Origin of the sequence: Pseudomonas sp. TKO26 (assembly GCF_003225665.1) — a bacterium.
GTDB classification, from domain to species: domain Bacteria; phylum Pseudomonadota; class Gammaproteobacteria; order Pseudomonadales; family Pseudomonadaceae; genus Aquipseudomonas; species Aquipseudomonas saponiphila.
The window spans coordinates 23877-40411 of the sequence record NZ_QKLN01000015.1 but is presented as its reverse complement, the minus strand read 5'-3'; the positions used below and the strand labels follow the sequence as shown (position 1 = coordinate 40411).

The 16535-nt window shown below is 66.9% G+C and carries 12 protein-coding genes; all 12 read left to right on the top strand.

Annotated features, from left to right (window positions below):
• The first annotated feature begins 102 nt into the window (after positions 1-102).
• The gene (tssF, locus tag DNK59_RS20200; RefSeq protein ID WP_110724332.1) at positions 103-1890 is read left to right on the top strand and encodes a type VI secretion system baseplate subunit TssF; all 1788 of its coding nucleotides are present in this window, start codon (positions 103-105) and stop codon (positions 1888-1890) included.
• On the top strand, positions 1854-2861 hold the full coding sequence (gene tssG, locus DNK59_RS20195) for a type VI secretion system baseplate subunit TssG (RefSeq protein ID WP_110724331.1): 1008 nt from the start codon (positions 1854-1856) through the stop codon (positions 2859-2861). The genes tssF and tssG overlap by 37 nt, the downstream gene beginning before the upstream one ends.
• An 11-nt stretch (positions 2862-2872) precedes the next feature.
• Positions 2873-5488: a type VI secretion system ATPase TssH gene (tssH, locus tag DNK59_RS20190; RefSeq protein ID WP_110724330.1), complete on the top strand. Its 2616-nt coding sequence runs from the start codon at positions 2873-2875 to the stop codon at positions 5486-5488.
• Positions 5489-5498: 10 nt separating this feature from the next.
• Positions 5499-7025 carry a sigma-54-dependent Fis family transcriptional regulator gene (locus tag DNK59_RS20185; protein ID WP_110724329.1) on the top strand — a complete coding sequence of 509 codons (1527 nt, stop codon included), beginning with the start codon at positions 5499-5501 and terminating at the stop codon, positions 7023-7025.
• Positions 7026-7110: 85 nt separating this feature from the next.
• Positions 7111-7251 carry a type VI secretion protein gene (locus tag DNK59_RS20180; RefSeq protein ID WP_110724328.1) on the top strand — a complete coding sequence of 47 codons (141 nt, stop codon included), beginning with the start codon at positions 7111-7113 and terminating at the stop codon, positions 7249-7251.
• Between the two features lie 17 nt (positions 7252-7268).
• Entirely contained in the window at positions 7269-8468 is a 1200-nt protein-coding gene (gene tagH, locus DNK59_RS20175; protein WP_110724327.1) for a type VI secretion system-associated FHA domain protein TagH, read from the top strand.
• 5 nt (positions 8469-8473) lie between these two features.
• Positions 8474-8971 (top strand): type VI secretion system lipoprotein TssJ, encoded by a 498-nt coding sequence (gene tssJ, locus DNK59_RS20170; RefSeq protein ID WP_110724326.1) that lies wholly within the window; start codon positions 8474-8476, stop codon positions 8969-8971.
• A gap of 2 nt (positions 8972-8973) precedes the next feature.
• Positions 8974-10305 carry a type VI secretion system baseplate subunit TssK gene (gene tssK / locus DNK59_RS20165; protein ID WP_092315989.1) on the top strand — a complete coding sequence of 444 codons (1332 nt, stop codon included), beginning with the start codon at positions 8974-8976 and terminating at the stop codon, positions 10303-10305.
• 5 nt (positions 10306-10310) lie between these two features.
• Positions 10311-11195, top strand: a complete 885-nt coding sequence (icmH, locus tag DNK59_RS20160) for a type IVB secretion system protein IcmH/DotU (protein WP_110724325.1) — start codon at positions 10311-10313, stop codon at positions 11193-11195.
• The gene (gene tssM, locus DNK59_RS20155) at positions 11195-14719 is read left to right on the top strand and encodes a type VI secretion system membrane subunit TssM (protein ID WP_110724324.1); all 3525 of its coding nucleotides are present in this window, start codon (positions 11195-11197) and stop codon (positions 14717-14719) included. The genes icmH and tssM overlap by 1 nt, the downstream gene beginning before the upstream one ends.
• Positions 14719-15447, top strand: coding sequence for a PP2C family serine/threonine-protein phosphatase (locus DNK59_RS20150; RefSeq protein WP_110724323.1), 729 nt, complete (start codon positions 14719-14721; stop codon positions 15445-15447). Before tssM ends, DNK59_RS20150 begins: the two co-directional genes overlap by 1 nt.
• Positions 15444-16517, top strand: a complete 1074-nt coding sequence (locus DNK59_RS20145; RefSeq protein WP_110724322.1) for a serine/threonine-protein kinase — start codon at positions 15444-15446, stop codon at positions 16515-16517. Before DNK59_RS20150 ends, DNK59_RS20145 begins: the two co-directional genes overlap by 4 nt.
• Positions 16518-16535 lie beyond the last annotated feature (18 nt).

Genomic DNA, 16535 nt, shown 5'->3' with positions numbered 1-16535 from the left:
TGGAACAAGTGTTTGCAACCCTAACAACGAGTACTCAAACAGAGCCCTGAACTAAGAAGTTTCCATTGTTCGCCCATTTCACTCACCCCAGGCAGGTACGCCATGTCCTTCAACCACTACTACCAAAGCGAACTGACCGCTCTGCGCCAGTTGGGTCGGCGTTTCGCCGAGCGTAGTCCGGCGCTGGCTCCGTTTCTCGGGCAGGCCGGGCGGGACCCGGATGTGGAACGGCTGCTGGAAGGCTTTGCCTTTCTCACCGGGCGTCTGCGGCAGAAGCTCGATGACGAGCTGCCGGAGCTCAGCCATTCGTTGATGCATCTGCTGTGGCCCAACTACATGCGGCCGTTGCCGGCGTTCAGCATCCTGCAGTTCGACCCATTGCAGTGCTCGGGGCCGGCGGTGGCAGTGGCCCGGGACACTCCCGTGGAAAGCCAGCCGGTCAACGAGGTGCGCTGTCGTTTTCGCACCTGCTACCCCACCGAGGTGCTGCCCCTGGACCTGACCGGCTTGACCTATTCGGTGAAGGGCGACGGCGCCTTGCTCAGCCTGCGCCTGGAGATGAGCTGTGACGGTCATGTCGGTGAGCTTGCGCTCAGCCGCTTGCGCTTGCACCTGGCCGGTGAGCGCTACATCAGCCAGATGCTCTACCTGAGCCTGCTGCGCAACCTGGACAGTATCGAGCTGGTGCCGTTGCAGGCAGGCGGCGCGCCGTTGCAGGGTGCCAATGGCGATCCGCTGTCGTTCAAGATTCCCGGCAATCAGGTGCAGCCGGTGGGATTTGCCGAAGAGCAAGCGCTGATCCCATACCCGCTGAACACCTTCCGTGGCTACCGCTATCTGCAGGAGTATTTCTCCTTCCAGGACAAGTTCCTGTTCGTCGACCTGGATGGCCTGCAGGTGCTGCGTTCGTTGCCCGAAGACCGCCTCAAGCAGGTGCGCGGGCTGGAGCTGCGTTTCGATATCCGCAAGAGCGGCATCCAGCGCCTGCGGCCGACCCTGGATAACGTCAAGCTGTACTGCACCCCCATCGTCAACCTGTTCAAGCACGACGCGCTGCCGATCCGCCTCGACGGCAAGCAGGACGAATACCTGTTGCTGCCGGCCGAATACGACCTGGAGAACTGCGGCGTGTTCTCGGTGGATTCGGTCACCGGCTGGGCCCCGGGCGGGGTCGGCTACCAGGACTATGTCGCGTTCGAATCCTTCGAGCACGACCCCAGTTTCGACGTGCCCCAGAGCCGTCCGCACTACAGCATCCGCCAGCGTTCATCGTTGCTGCACGATGGCCTGGACACCTACCTGAGTTTCGCCATCCGCCACACCGAGGCCCAGGAAACCCTGTCCATCGAGCTGACCTGCACCAACCAGAACCTGCCCCGGCAGCTCAAGCTCGGGGACATCAACCTGTCGTGCGAGGCAACGCCGGACTTCCTCAGGTTTCGCAATATCACCGCGGCCACGTCCAGTTTCGCGCCGCCGCTCAATCGCGATTTCCTGTGGAAGCTGATCAGCAACATGTCCCTCAACTACCTGTCCCTGGCCAACGTCGATGCGCTCAAGGTGATTCTCGAAACCTACGACCTGCCGCGCTATTACGACCAGCACGCCGAACGGGTCAGCAAACGTTTGCTGGGGGGGCTCAAGTCGATCCGTCACGAACACGTCGATCGCCTGCACCGTGGCCTGCCGCTGCGGGGCCTGCGCACTGAGCTGACCATCGACCCGCAAGGCTATATCGGTGAAGGCGACCTGTTCATCTTCGCTTCCGTGCTCAACGAGTTTTTCGCGCTTTACGCCAGCCTCAATTCGTACCACGAGCTGCGGGTAAACAGTACACAAGGAGAGGTGTACCAATGGACGCCACGTATGGGGTTGCAGCCCCTGCTTTAAGCGAGCTGTCCCGAGGCATACGGGAGTACTCGCTGTTCCAGGCGGTGATGCTGGTGGTCGATCGACTGCGCGACGCTCACCCACAGATGAACGACGACGAGCTCTACGATCAGCTGGAGTTCCAGGCCAACCCGAGCCTGGGATTTCCCGGCAGCGACGTCGATCGCGTGGAGTTCTTTGAAGAGCACGGACTCTTGCATGCGCGCCTGCGCCTGAACCTGATCGGCCTGTTCGGCTCCGGTTCGCCGCTGCCGGCGTTCTATGGCGAGCAGGCCCTGGGCGACACCGAGGAGGGCAACCCGACCCGGCATTTCCTCGATCTGTTCCACCATCGCCTGCAACGACTGATGCTGCCGATCTGGCGCAAGTACCGCTATCGCGCGAGCTTCTCCAGCGGCGCCCTGGACCCGTTTTCCAGCCAGTTGTTCGCCTTGATCGGCCTGGGCGGCGAGGAGATCCGCCAGGCCCGGGAACTGAACTGGAAACGCTTGCTGCCCTACCTCGGCCTGCTCAGCCTGCGGGCCCACTCGGCGGCGCTGATCGAGGCGGTGCTGCGTTACTACTTCAAGCATGCGCAGCTGGTGATCGAGCAATGCATCGAGCGCCGGGTGCAGATCCTCGACGAGCAGCGCAACCGCCTGGGCCTGGGCAACAGCGTGCTCGGCGAGGACCTGGTGCTGGGGGAGCGGGTTCGCGATCGCAGCGGTAAGTTCCGCATCCACATCCGCGAGCTCGACTGGCAGCGCTTCCATGAATTCCTGCCGATCGGCTTCGGCTATCAACCGCTCTGCGCCCTGGTGCGCTTCACCTTGCGCGACCCGTTGGACTACGACATTCGCCTGGTACTGCGCCAGGAAGAAATCCGTGAACTGTGCATCGGCGAGCAGAACGCTTGCCGCCTGGGCTGGACCAGCTGGCTGGGACGGGAGCGCGCCGATGGCGTGGTGACCCTGGGCAGCCTCTCTCATTAAGGACGAGACCGATGATCAACGTCGATTTGCCACAACTGATCCAGGCACTGGATGCCGAAACCCGTCGCGACCTGGAGCGCTGCGCCGAGCGTTGCGTGGCCCGTGGCGGCAGCAAGATCCTGGTGGAAGATCTGCTGCTGGAGCTGCTGGAGCGGCCCCAAGGGCTGCTGGCCCGGGCCCTGCAGGATGCCGGGATCGAGGCCGCCGAGCTGGTGGCGGTGCTGCAACCCGGGATCGAGCACAGCGCCTCGCGCAACCCGGTGTTTGCGCCGGAACTGGTGCAGTGGCTGCAGGACGCCTTGCTGGTGGCCAGCCTGGAACTGGGGCAGACCCAGGTGCAGCAGGCGGCGTTGCTCCTGGCCCTGCTGCGCAACCCGCTGCGCTACGCCGGCAGTCGCTACCAGCCGCTGCTGGCGCGGCTGAACAGCCAGCGCCTGAAAGACTTCGCCCTGGCCCAGCAGGCTGATCCCGCGGCCCCGGGCCAGCCGGCGGCCGGCGGCGAATCGCTGTTGCAGCGCTTCACCCACAACCTCACCCAGCAGGCCCGGGACGGCAAGCTCGACCCGGTGCTGTGCCGCGATGAGGCGCTGCGCCAGATGGTGGATATCCTCGCCCGGCGGCGCAAGAACAACCCGATCATTGTCGGCGAAGCCGGGGTCGGCAAGACCGCGGTGGTGGAGGAACTGGCGTCGCGGATTGCCGCCGGTGAAGTGCCCCAGGCGTTGCAGGGTGTCGAGTTGCTGGTCCTGGACATGGGCCTGCTGCAGGCCGGGGCCAGCGTCAAGGGCGAGTTCGAGCGCCGGCTCAAAGGGGTGATCGACGAGGTCAAGGCCGCGCCGCGGCCGATCATCATGTTCATCGACGAGGCCCATACCCTGATCGGGGCCGGTGGCAACGCCGGCGGTGGCGACGCTGCCAACCTGCTCAAGCCGGCCCTGGCCCGAGGCGAGCTGCGGACCATCGCCGCCACCACCTGGAGCGAGTACAAGAAATACTTCGAGAAGGACCCGGCCCTGGCCCGGCGTTTCCAGCCGGTGCAGTTGCATGAGCCCAGTGTCGACGAGGCAGTGACCATCCTGCGCGGCCTGGCCCCGGTCTATGAACAGAGCCACGGCATTTACCTGCGCGACGACGCGGTGGTGGCGGCGGCGCAGTTGTCGGCACGCTACTTGGCGGGCCGCCAGTTGCCGGACAAGGCGGTGGATGTACTGGACACCGCCTGTGCCCGGGTGCGCATCAGCCTGGCGGCGGCGCCGCAGAGCCTGGAACGGCTGCGGGCCGAGCTGGCCGAAGGCGGGCGCCAGTGCCAGGCCCAGCGGCGCGATGCCGAGGCCGGGCTGAGTATCGATCAGCCGGCCCTGGCCCAGCTGCAACAGCGCCTGATCGAGGCCGAGCAGGAGCGGCAGGCCTTGGAGCAACGCTGGCTCGAACAGCGCCGGCTGGCCGAGCGCCTGCTGGTCCTGCGCCAGGAACTGGCCCAGGCCCGCGCCGCCGCGAGCGCCAGCCCCCAGGACCCGGAGCAGGGCCGGCCAACCGTGGATCTGGATGCCCTGCAGGCAGAACTGGAGGCGGTCCACGGCCTGTTGAGCAGTGCTCAAGCCGCAGAGCGCCTGGTCAGCTTTGAAGTGTGTCCACGGCTGGTGGCCGAAGTCATCAGCGCCTGGACCGGTGTGCCCCTGGAGCAACTGGCCCGGGAGCACAACGCCCGGGTGGCCAGTTTCGCCGACGATCTGCGAGCGCGGATCCGCGGCCAGGAACAGGCGGTGCAGGCCCTCGACCGTTCCATGCGCGCCGTCGCCGCGGGCTTGAACAAGCCCGACGCGCCGGTGGGGGTGTTCCTGCTGGTGGGCCCCAGCGGTGTCGGCAAGACCGAGACTGCCCTGGCCCTGGCGGACCTGCTGTACGGCGGCGAGCGCTTCCTGACCACCATCAACATGTCCGAATTCCAGGAGAAACACAGCGTCTCGCGGCTGATCGGCTCGCCGCCCGGCTACATCGGTTATGGCGAGGGCGGCATGCTCACCGAAGCGGTGCGGCAGAAGCCCTATTCGGTGGTGCTGCTGGACGAGGTGGAGAAGGCCGATCCGGACGTGCTCAACCTGTTCTACCAGATCTTCGACAAGGGCCTGGCCAACGATGGCGAGGGGCGCGCGATCGACTTTCGCAACACCCTGATCCTGATGACCTCGAACCTTGCCAGCGAACGCATCGACGCCCTGTGCCAGGGCCCGCAGCGCCCCAGCACCGAGGATCTGGAGCGGGCGATCCGTCCGCTGCTCAGCGCCCACTTCAAGCCGGCGCTGCTGGCCCGCATGCGCGTGGTGCCGTTCTACCCGGTGGACGCTCCGGTGCTGCGGGAGCTGATCGAGATCAAGCTGCAGCGCCTGGGCCGGCGCCTGGCGCGCCGGCAACTGCAGTTCAGTCATTGCCAGGAACTGGTGACGCAACTGGCCCGGCGCTGCGGGCAGAGCGACAGCGGTGCGCGGCTGATCGACCACTTGCTGGAGGCGCACCTGCTGCCCCGGGTCGCCGATCGCCTGCTGCAGGCCATGGCCAGCGGCGAGACCCTTGGGCAGGTGTACGCCACGGTGGATGCAGATGGCGGCGTGGTCTGCGAGTTTGCTTGAGGACACCCGAATGTTTACCCAGATTGCCCAACCACTGGCCTACGCCGAATCCCTGCTGGGGATGTACTGCGACCTGGCCCGCAGCGGCGACGAGGCCAGTCTGCTGGCGGACTTCGTGGCGGCCGTCGCCCGGCTCAGTGGTTGCCAGTTGACCCAGCTGTATCTGCTGGACGCCACCCATACCCGCCTGGAGCTTTGCGCCGAGTGTCTGAGCGATGCCGCGCGACCGCGACCGGTGGCCGAGCTGCCGGCGGACTACAACGGCGAACAGCTGTTGCAGTTCGCGCTGTGCCAGGACCGCGTGCTGTTCCTCGCCGACCTGGGCTGCGGCCTGTACCAGACCGACTTCCTGCCGGAGGCGGGCGGTGCCTGGCGTTCGCTGCTGTGCGTGCCTCTGGCCAACCCCCAGGGCGCGGTGCAAGGGCTGCTGCTGTGTGCCAGCCGCGGGCCTGCCCGGTTACAGGGGTTCGCCGGTTCGTTGCGCCTGTCGGGCAGTTTCCTGCTGGCCCAGCGCAGCCTGCGGCAACACTGGCGGCACGCGCTGGCAACGCCGCCGGTCGAGGCCGAGGCGCCGCGCCGCGTCGGCGACTACGGGCTGATTGGCAGCAGCCCGGCCATGCGCCAGACCTGCCAGCTGATCAGCAAGGTGCTGCACAGCCCTTACACGGTGCTGCTCCAGGGCGAAACCGGCACCGGCAAGGAGGTGGTGGCGCGGGCCATCCACGATTACGGACCGCGCCGCTTGCAGCCCTTCATCGTGCAGAACTGCGCGGCCTTGCCCGAGCATTTGCTGGAGAGCGAATTGTTCGGCTACCGCAAAGGCGCGTTCACCGGTGCCGACAGCGATCGCATCGGCCTGTTCGAGGCGGCGCAGGGCGGCACGCTGCTGCTGGATGAAATCGGCGACATGCCGCTGGTGCTGCAGGCCAAGTTGTTGCGGGTGTTGCAGGAAAGCGAAATCCGCCCCCTGGGCAGCACCGAGCCGCGCCAGATCGATGTGCGCATCATCGCCGCCACGCACCGCGACTTGCCGACCCTGGTCAGCAGCGGCGAGTTTCGCGAAGACCTCTATTACCGCCTTGGCCAGTTCCCCATCGAACTGCCGCCCCTGCGCCAGCGCGCCGGGGATGTGGCGCAACTGGCGCGCTATTTCTGCGACAAGACCTGCGCCTTCCTCCAGCGCGAAGCATTGCAGTGGTCCGACTCGGCGTTGCAACTGCTTGGCGGCTACGCCTTTCCCGGCAACGTGCGCGAGCTCAAGGGCCTGGTCGAACGGGCGGTACTGCTGTGCGAAGGCCGCGAACTGCTGCCCGAGCACTTGCTGCTGCAACGCCCGGCGCCGGACGACTCGCCGAGCCTGAACCTGCGGCTGCGCATGGAACAGGTCGAGCGCGGCCTGTTGCTGGAGTGCCTGCACAAGCACGGCGGCAATCGCACCCACGCCGCCCGCGAGTTGGGCATGTCGCGGCGTGCCCTGCATTACCGCCTGGCGCGCTTGCAGATCCAGCCGCTGGAACCCGAGGCGTCCTGCTCATGAGCGCGCTGTGGCGGTGTTTGTCACTGACCGGCGGCGCCCGATCCCTTCGGCGCCGTGCCCCTTACCTTGATTCGGAGAACTGCTGATGTCCGTTCGTTCCTGGCCTCTTGTCCTGCTGTTGCTGGTGGTTTTCGGCCACCTGGGCGGTTGCAGCGGCAATTACAAATTCAATGACCCCAGCTACCGCCCGCTCGGAGACCCGCAGACGGTCAACCGCGGCAAGTGAGCGCAAGGAGCAGCACCATGGAACTGGTTTTTGAAATGCTCGACAGCCCTCAGCACCTGCCTGCCGCAAGTGCCAGCAAGACCTTCGGCCAGGACGGGGGGCGGATCGGCCGCGGCGCCGATTGCCACTGGGTGATTCCCGATCGCCAGCGGCATCTGTCCAATCACCACGCGCAGGTCAGCTATCGGGACGGGGCGTTCTTCCTCACCGATACCAGCAGCAACGGCATCGTCCTCAAGGACAGCGGCGCGCGCCTGCCCAAGGGCACGCCGCTGCGCATCGAGCAGGGCAGCACCTATGTGCTGGGGGGCTTCGTGATGCGCGCGCGGCTGTTGCCGGCGAGCGTGCCCCTGGCGCTGGACGTCGGCCGGCCACTGGCCGCGGGCAGCATCATTCCCGATGACGCCTTTCTCGATCCGGACCCGCTCAAGGTCCTGGCCATGGAGGAGCAGGGCGAGCTGACGGACGATCCTCTGGCGCTGCTCGACAGCCCGCCCCAGGCCCTGGAGCCCTTCGCCGACTATGCGCGGATCGACACCGAGCACCTGCGGGTGCCCGAACTGGTGGCGCCCGCGCCGCTCCCGCCAGCCAGCCCGGCGGCGCCGCTCCAGAGCCCTGGCGAGCCATTCTGGGAACGGTTTGCCGAAGCCCTGGGCGTTGAACTCAAGGACCTCGATCCGGCGGCCCGGGAAGCGCTGGCGATCAAGACGGCGAGCCTGCTCAGGCAGAGTGTCGCCGGCCTGCAGCAGAGCCTGCGCACCCGCAGCGAACTGAAGAACGAACTGCGCCTGGGCCAGACCCAGGTGCAGAGCGTTGGCAAGAACCCGCTGCGCTTTGCCCCGGACGCCAGCGAAGCCCTGGAGCGGCTGCTGCTGGACGACAAGCCCGGGCAGTTGACCGGGCCCCAGGCCATTGCCCGGGCCTTCGCCGATTTGCAGGCGCATCAGGTGGCCTTGCTCGCCGCCAGCCGGGCAGCGCTGCGCAGCACCCTGGAGCACTTTTCGCCGCAGCAGCTGACCCTGCGCTTCGAGCGCGACGGCAAGCGCCCCTGGCTGGCCAGCGCCGGGCGTCACTGGCGGGCCTACACCCGTTACCACCAGCACCTGCGCCTGGACGACGACTGGAGCGAACGCCTGCTGGCCCGGGACTTTGCCCAGGCCTACGAGGAGCAGCACCGGCTGATTTGCACCCTCAACACCCACGCCCACCAAGGATGATCCCCATGCTTCGCTGCAAGGTTTTATGGATGCGCGCCGCGACCCTGCTGGCGCTGTCGCTACTCGGCGCCTGCGCCTCGATGTCGCCGTATTCGAGCCTGACCAAGCTCGACCTCAGGCTCAGCGCCAGCGACCAGTTGAACCCCGACCTCAACGGCCGACCATCACCCATCGTGGTGCGACTGCTGGAGCTCAAGCACCCGGTGGCCTTTGAGAACGCCGATTTCTTCAGCCTCTACGAACGGGCCAAGGAGTCCCTGGCCCCGGACCTGGTGGCCAGCGAAGAGCTGGAACTGCGGCCCGGGCAGAGCCTGGAGCTCAAGCTCAGCGTCGACCGTGACAGCCGCTATGTCGGGGTACTGGCGGCCTATCGCGACCTGCCGGAAACCCGCTGGCGCTATGTGATTCCGATCACCGCGCTGGAGGTCACCCGCAGTGAACTGATCCTCGACCAGGCGGGCATTCGCAACCCTCTGCAACCTCTGGCCCGGGCGGATGAATAGCCATGAACGAACATAAAGTCATCTGGCAGGAAGGCATGTTGCTGCGGCCCCAGCACTTTCAGCACAACGACCGCTACTTCGATCATCAGCTCAAGACCCGCACCCAGTTGCTGGGCAGCTACACCTGGGGCTTTCTCGGCCTGGAGATCGACCTGCAATACCTGAACATGGGCAAGCTGGTGATCAGCCGGGCCTCGGGGATCCTGCCGGACGGCAGTCTGTTCGCCCTGGGGGAGAGCAGCGAGCCCCTGGCCCTGGACGTGCCGGCCAACACCGGCAAGACCGCGGTGTACCTGGCGCTGCCCCTGGTCACCGGCAATCACATCGAGGCCCGGCGCGCCGAGCAGTCCGATGTGCTGGCGCGCTACATCACCTACGAAGCGCAGATCGCCGACTCCAATGCCGACGACGACTCCAGCAGCCAGATCAGTTGCGGGCGACCGGACTTTCGCCTGTTGCTGGGCGAGCAGCAGAGCGACCAGGCCTACGTCAAGCTCAAGGTCTGCGAGGTGCAGGGCAGCAACGCCGAAGGGGTGATCAGCCTCGATGAGGAGTTCTTCCCGACCTTCATCCAGACCCACGCCTCGCCTTACCTGCTGTCTTGCCTCAAGGAGGTGATCAGCATGCTCGCCCACCGCGGCGACACCATTGCCGAGCGCATCCGCTCCAATGGCAAGGTCGGTGGCGCCGAGGTCGGCGATTTCATGATGCTGCAGTTGATCAACCGCGGCGAAGTGGTGCTGCGCCACTACCTGGATCTGGAGCAGGTGCACCCGGAGGAGCTGTACCGCACCTTGCTCGGCATGCTGGGCGACCTGTCGACCTTTTCCAGCGAGAGCAAGCGCCCGCGCCTGGACACGCGCTACCAGCACAGCGACCAGGGGGCGAGTTTCCGCAGCCTGATGGACGCCATTCGCCAGGTGCTGTCCATGGTCCTGGAGCAGCACGCCATGGAGCTGGCCCTGCAGGAGCGCCAGTACGGCATCCTGGTGGCGGCCCTGCACGATCACTCGCTGCTGGAGTCGGCCTCGTTCGTCCTGGCCGCCAGCGCCAACTGCGAGGCCGAAGAGTTGCGCCATCGCCTGCCGGCGCACCTCAAGGTCGGCCCGGTGGAGAACATCCGCCAGTTGGTCAACCTGCACCTGCCGGGGATCAAGGTCAAACCGCTGTCGGTGGCGCCGCGACAGATCCCGTTCCACTCCAGCAAGACCTATTTCATCCTCGAATTCAGCCCTCAGGAGCTGAGCCAACTGGAGCGCTCCGGGGGCTTTGCCTTCCACGTTTCCGGGGAGTTCTCCGAGCTTGAGCTGAAATTCTGGGCCATCAGGAACTGACTGCCATGACCAAGGACAGTGAATACCCGCAGGACGACAAGACCGTCCTCGTCGATCGCCACGAGCCCCACGCCGGCACTGGCCCGCTGACGGACGCCGCCGCGCCGCCGCGCATCGAGCAACTGGAGCAGCGGATGATCTACGCCGCGCGCCTGCAACCGGCCCAGGCCTTCAACGTCAGCCTCAACACCCTGGTGGCCGCGGCGTCCGAGCTGCTTTCGCAAGTGGTGCGGCTCAAGCACAGCGTGGTGCGCGAAGACCTGGACGCGCTCAACCAGCAACTGAGCGCCGCCATCCGGCGCTTCGAGGCCCGGGCGCTGCACGACGGCGCCGAGCCCGGCCAGGTGCGCAGCGCCCGTTATGTGCTGTGCACGGTGGCGGACGAGGCGGTGGTGAGCACCCCCTGGGGCAATGAAAGCCAGTGGTCGCAGATGAGCCTGCTGAGCAGCTTTCACAACGAGACGTTCGGCGGCGAAAAGGTCTTCCAGTTGCTGGAGCAACTGACCCGCAATCCGCTGCGCCACTTGCCGATGCTGGAGCTCATCTACCTGTGCCTGTCCCTGGGGTTCGAGGGCAAGTACCGGGTCGCGCCCCGCGGCATGCTCGAACTGGAAGGCATCCGCGATGCCCTGTACCGGCAGATCCGCCAGTTGCGCGGCGACGTGCCCCGGGAGCTGTCGCCGCAGTGGCAGGGCTTTGGCGATCAGCGCCCGGACCTGGTGCGGATCGTGCCCTGGTGGACGGTGGCGTTGTTCACCCTGGTGAGCCTGGCGGTGATGTATTCGGGGTTTGCCTGGGTTCTGGCGCAGCAGCGCGAGAGCGTGCTGCAACCTTATCGTCAGCTTGATTCGGCGGCCTCGGTCAACGCGCCGCAAGACGGGAAACTGTGATGAAGACTCTGTTGAAGAAAGTCGGCCTGTTCCTCGCCAGGACCTGGGTCTGGACCCTGCTACTGGTGTTGTTGATGGCGTTGCTGGTGTGGTTCGTCGGGCCCTTGCTGGCGGTGGACGACTACAGGTTCTGGGCCGGTACCACGGCGCGCCTCTTGAGCATCAGCGCACTGTGCCTGATCTGGGGCCTGGGCATGGTGTTCGCCAACTGGCGCGCCGGGGTGCGCAAGAGCGCCCTGGAGGACAGCGAGGAAGGCCGGCAAAGCCTGGAACGCGAACAACGCATGGATGACGAGGAGAAAGAACTGCGCAGTCGCTTCAAGGATGCGCTGCGTACCCTCAAGACCTCCAGCCTGTATCGCGGCCGCAGCGAGCGCTGGCGCCAGGACCTGCCCTGGTACCTGCTGCTCGGGCCCCAGGGCGGTGGCAAGACCAGCCTGCTGGATTTTTCCGGGCTGGAATTTCCCCTCAATCGCATCGACCGCAAACTGACCCGCGACACCCAGGGCAGCGTCCATTGCGACTGGTACTTCGCTGAACACGGGGTGCTGATCGATACGGCCGGGCGTTACCTGACCCAGCCCGATCCCGAGGCCGACAGCCACGCCTGGAGCACCTTGCTCGGCCTGCTGCGCAGCCGTCGGCGCAATCGGCCGCTCAATGGCGTGCTCCTGGCGCTGCCGGTGGAAGTGTTGCAGGGCGGCGACGAGCAGGCCCTGGAACTGTTGGCGCGCCAGGTGCGCAGTCGCCTGCAGGACGTGCGGCAAAAACTGCATGTGGAGGTGCCGGTGTACCTGGTGCTGAGCAAGGCCGACCAACTGCTGGGGTTCGACGAGTTCTTCGATCAGTTGAGCCGCGAAGAGAGCGAGCAGGTGCTGGGGGTCAGCTTCCGTCGCGAGCAGGACGGCACCGATGTGGCGGTACTGCGCGAGGAGTTCGAAGACCTGCTGCGGCGCCTCAACAGCCAGATGATCATGCGCATGCACCAGGAGCGCGACACCCAGCGTCGCGGGCGGATACTCGACTTTCCCCACCAGTTGGGACTGATCGGCGAGCGCCTGTGCCTGTTCGTCGACATGGCCTTCACCGGTAACCGCTACCAGCGCGCCAGCCTGTTGCGCGGCTTCTACCTCACCAGTGCGCCGCACCTGAGCCAGTCGCTGGACCCCGACACGGCCGGGATCGGCGCCAACCTGGGCCTGCCCAGCAGCCTGCTGCCGAACCTGCACAGCGGGCGCGCGCGATTCATTCATCACCTGCTCAGCCAGGTGATCTTCCCCGAAGCCGAACTGGCGGGCCTGGAGAAGGGCGAGCGCCGGCGCATCGACTGGGGCCAGCGTGCCCTCTATCTGGGGGCGCTGGGTTCCCTGGGCCTGTTCGGGCTGGTATGGGCCAGTGGTTTTTCCGCCAACCATGGCCGCCTGGAACAATTGCGCGAGCTGGCCCGGGAATGGACCCAGCAACGCGCCACCTTGAGTGCTCAAAGCGACGCCATGGCGGCGCTCAAGAGCCTGGACCTGAGTGAGCAGGCGACCCGGGTGTTCCCGCCCAAGGGCCAGGTGTCGCTGCATGAGCGCGCTGGCCTGTACCAGGGCGAGGCCAGCAACCCGGTGCTGCGCGCGGCCTATGAGCGCGAGCTGCAGGCCCAGTTGCTGCCACGGGTGGCGCAGCTGCTCGAAGGGCAGATCCGCAGCAACCTCAAGGACCGGGAGCGCCTGCTCAACAGCCTGCGCGCCTACCTGATGCTCAACCTCAAGGAGCGCCGCGATCCCAGTTGGCTGCGCGACTGGGTAGCGGCCGACTGGTCGCGGCGCTACCCCGGCAACAGCCCGGTGCAGAACGGCCTCAACCGGCACTTCGAGCGCCTGTTGCAGCAACCCTTCAGCTACCCGCTCAATGAGCCGCTGGTGGCCCAGGCCCGCCAGGTGCTGCGCAGCGAGTCGCTGGCCGACGTGATCTACCGGGTGCTGCGCGAGCAGGCCCGGAGCCTGCCGGACTATCGCCTGAGCCAGCACCTGGGGCCCCAGGGCCACTTGCTGCTGGGTGCCGACTATGTGATCCCGGGCTTCTACACCCAGCAGGGCTACCAGCAGTATTTCTCGGTCCAGGGCGCCAGCCTGGTGAGCGACATCCTCCAGGACAACTGGGTGCTGGGGGAGGGCAGCGACATCAGCGGCATGGACCTGCGCCAGCTGATGGTCAAGCTGGAGCAGCTGTACTTTCGCGACTACGCCAACCACTGGGGCGAGGCCGTTGGCCGGGTGGCCTTGCAGCCGATCAACGATGCCGGCGAAGGGGCCGAGCAAGTGGCCGGCCTGACCTCGGCCAACTCGCCGATCCTGCAACTGCTGGTGGAAGTGCGCGACAACACCCGTTTCCCGGTGTTGGCCGAGCCCGGCGATGAGCTGAGCGAGGCCGCTGACAAGCTGGTCGGTGGCGGCGCCCTGGGCAAGGTCGCGGCGGCGGCCGCGGGCAAGGCCAAGGACGGGTTGCTGAAAAAGCTCCCGGACACCGCGCGCAAATCCCTGCAAAGCCGCTTCGAGCCACTGCACCGCTTGCTCGACGACAACAACGGCCCCACCGCGGACCTGGCTCCGGCCCTGCAGGCGCTCAACGAACTGCAGCTGCAACTGGCGTTTCTGGCCCGCTCCGGCAACCCCGAACAGGCGGCCTTTGAAATGGCCAAGACCCGCATGAGCGGCCAGCGCGATGCCCTGAGCACCCTGCGCACCAGTTCCGGGCGCCTGCCGCGACCGGTCAGCGCCTGGTTCAACCTGCTGGCCGAAGACACCTGGCGCCTGGTGCTCAACGACGCCTACCACTACCTCAACCAGCGTTATCAGGGCGAGCTCTACGGCTTCTACGGCAAGGCCATCCACAAGCGCTACCCGTTCGATGCCCACAGCAGCAGCGAGGTGGCGATCGGCGACTTCCGCGAGTTCTTCAAGGCCCAGGGCCTGGCCGAGCGCTTCTTCGACACCTACCTGCGGCCCTTCGTGGTGGGCGATCCGGGCAATTACCGGCTGCGCAACGTCGACGGCTACAGCCTGCCGGTGTCCCGGGTCTACCTGGACCAGATGGCCGCGGCCCAGGTCATCCGCCAGAGCTTCTTCGCCGAGACCCCCGCCGAGCCCCAGGTGCAGTTCCGCCTGGAACCCTACACCCTGGACCCCAGTGTCAGCCGCGCCGAGTTCCGCTTCGGCAACCAGCAGTTCGAGTACCGCCACGGTCCGATCGTGCCCATGGCCTTCAAATGGCCCACCGATGCGGAAAACGGCCGCACCAGCCTGGTCCTGGAAAAACTCGCCGGGCGGCCCATCGGCATCGAGAAGAACAGCGGTCCCTGGTCACTGTTCCGCCTGTTCGACCTGATGCAGAACGAATACCTGAGCGGACGTGACGTGATGGTGATCAAGGCCGACCTGGGCGGACTGCGGGCCAACTACCTGCTGCACAGCCAGCGCACCCCCAACCCGTTCGACATGGGCGTGCTGCGCAGCTTCCGCCTGCCGGTGCAGCTCTGATGAACGTTGCCGGGGCCTGGCGCAGCGCGGCCCGTACCGACCCGGGCAAGGTGCGCCGGCGCAACGAGGACGCCTTTCTCGACTGTCCGGAGCGCGGCCTGTGGGTGGTGGCCGACGGCATGGGCGGGCACCAGGGCGGCGACATCGCCAGCCGGCTGATCGTCAGCAGCCTCGCCGAACTGCCGGTCGAGGACAGCTTCGAGGCCCGCCTAGCCAGCGTGCGCCAGTGCCTGCACTGGCTCAACCGGCGCCTGGGCCAGGAGCTGACGGTCACCGCCGGACGGCGCGACAGCATCATGGGCAGCACCGTGGTCGCGCTGTTGCTGCAGGGCGATCGCGCCGCCTGCATCTGGGCCGGTGACAGCCGCTGCTACCTGTGGCGCGAACAGCGTCTGTACCAGCTGTCGCGGGACCATTCGCTGATGCAGAAACTCATCGACGAGCAGCAGATGAGTGTCGAGCAGGCCCGCGCGCACCCGGCCGCCAACGCCCTGACCCGGGCGGTGGGCGGCAGCGAGCGCCTGAGCCTGGAAGTGCTGGAACTGCAGGTCTATCCCGACGACGTGTTCCTGCTGTGCAGCGACGGCCTGTACCAGGATCTGACCCGCAACGCCCTGTGCCGCGCCTTGAGCCTGGCGGCGCCGCAGGTGGCCTTGCAGCGTTTGTTCGAGGACGCCCTGGACGGCGAGGCGCGGGACAACCTGACCGCCGTGGTGGTGCGCCAATGAACCTGTCGCTGTTGCACCCGCATTCACCCTCGCCGGCGCCGGGCGAACTGACCCGGGTGGTCGCGGCGGCGGCAACGCAGCAGCGGCCGGTCAAGGGGCGCGGCAAGGGCTCCAAGGGCCGCGGCAAGGCCCGGGGCGGCGGCAAGCGGCGCTTGCCGACAGCGCCGGTGCTCAAGGTGCTCGATCCCCTGGGCGGGCTGCCCCGGCTGCTGGCCGGCCGCTACCGCCTGGAACGCTTGCTCGGTGCCGGCGGCATGGGCGTGGTGTACCGCGCCCGGGACCTGCTGCATGAACAGTTCGGCGACCCCGAACCCTATGTGGCGGTCAAGCTGCTCAGCGAAGCCTTCGCCGACGCGCCGGATGCCAGCGCCTTGCTCTACAGCGAGTTCGCCCTGACCCGGCGCCTGCACCATCGGCACATCGTGCGCATGCACGGCTTCGACGTGGACACCGGGCACGCCTGCGCCTTTATCACCATGGAACAACTGCGCGGCATGCCCCTGGACCAACTGCTCTGCCAGTGGCCCCTGGGTTTGCCCTGGGCGCAGGCGCGGGAGGTGATTCCGGCCTTGCTGGATGCACTTGCTTACTGCCATGGCCTCGGGGTGCTGCACGGCGACCTCAAGCCCGGCAACCTGATGCTCGGCGACGACGGCCTGCGCCTCTTCGACTTCGGCCTGAGCCGCGCCGCCCAGGGCCTGTTGCCGGGCCTGCCAGGGCTCAACCGCCAGCGTTTCGACGCCTGGACCCCCAGCTACGCCGCCCCGGAGCTGCTGGAAGGCGCGCCGCTGTCGGCGGCGGCCGATCTGTTCGCCGCCGCCTGCGTGATCCACGAGCTGGTCAGCGGCCAGCACCCTTATCGCCGCCTGCCCTCGACCCAGGCCCGGGAGCAGCAGCTGGACCTGCAACTGCAACGCCCGCGCCAATTGCCGGGGCACTGCTGGCCGGCGCTGCGCACGGCCCTGGCGCTGAATGCCGCGGAGCGGGCCATCGGCGTCGAGGAACTGCGGGATGCCTTTGTCCCCAGGGGCAGCTGGCTGGGCGGCTGGTTGCAGCGGCGTGAACCATGAACAGCGAACAAGGAGCAG

What these genes read in the sequence shown, in the direction of transcription:
- tssF (WP_110724332.1), top strand. Translation starts at nt 103, where the DNA reads ATGTCCTTCAACCACTACTACCAAAGCGAACTGACCGCTCTGCGCCAG.
- tssG (WP_110724331.1), top strand. Translation starts at nt 1,854, where the DNA reads ATGGACGCCACGTATGGGGTTGCAGCCCCTGCTTTAAGCGAGCTGTCC.
- tssH (WP_110724330.1), top strand. Translation starts at nt 2,873, where the DNA reads ATGATCAACGTCGATTTGCCACAACTGATCCAGGCACTGGATGCCGAA.
- DNK59_RS20185 (WP_110724329.1), top strand. Translation starts at nt 5,499, where the DNA reads ATGTTTACCCAGATTGCCCAACCACTGGCCTACGCCGAATCCCTGCTG.
- DNK59_RS20180 (WP_110724328.1), top strand. Translation starts at nt 7,111, where the DNA reads ATGTCCGTTCGTTCCTGGCCTCTTGTCCTGCTGTTGCTGGTGGTTTTC.
- tagH (WP_110724327.1), top strand. Translation starts at nt 7,269, where the DNA reads ATGGAACTGGTTTTTGAAATGCTCGACAGCCCTCAGCACCTGCCTGCC.
- tssJ (WP_110724326.1), top strand. Translation starts at nt 8,474, where the DNA reads ATGCTTCGCTGCAAGGTTTTATGGATGCGCGCCGCGACCCTGCTGGCG.
- tssK (WP_092315989.1), top strand. Translation starts at nt 8,974, where the DNA reads ATGAACGAACATAAAGTCATCTGGCAGGAAGGCATGTTGCTGCGGCCC.
- icmH (WP_110724325.1), top strand. Translation starts at nt 10,311, where the DNA reads ATGACCAAGGACAGTGAATACCCGCAGGACGACAAGACCGTCCTCGTC.
- tssM (WP_110724324.1), top strand. Translation starts at nt 11,195, where the DNA reads ATGAAGACTCTGTTGAAGAAAGTCGGCCTGTTCCTCGCCAGGACCTGG.
- DNK59_RS20150 (WP_110724323.1), top strand. Translation starts at nt 14,719, where the DNA reads ATGAACGTTGCCGGGGCCTGGCGCAGCGCGGCCCGTACCGACCCGGGC.
- DNK59_RS20145 (WP_110724322.1), top strand. Translation starts at nt 15,444, where the DNA reads ATGAACCTGTCGCTGTTGCACCCGCATTCACCCTCGCCGGCGCCGGGC.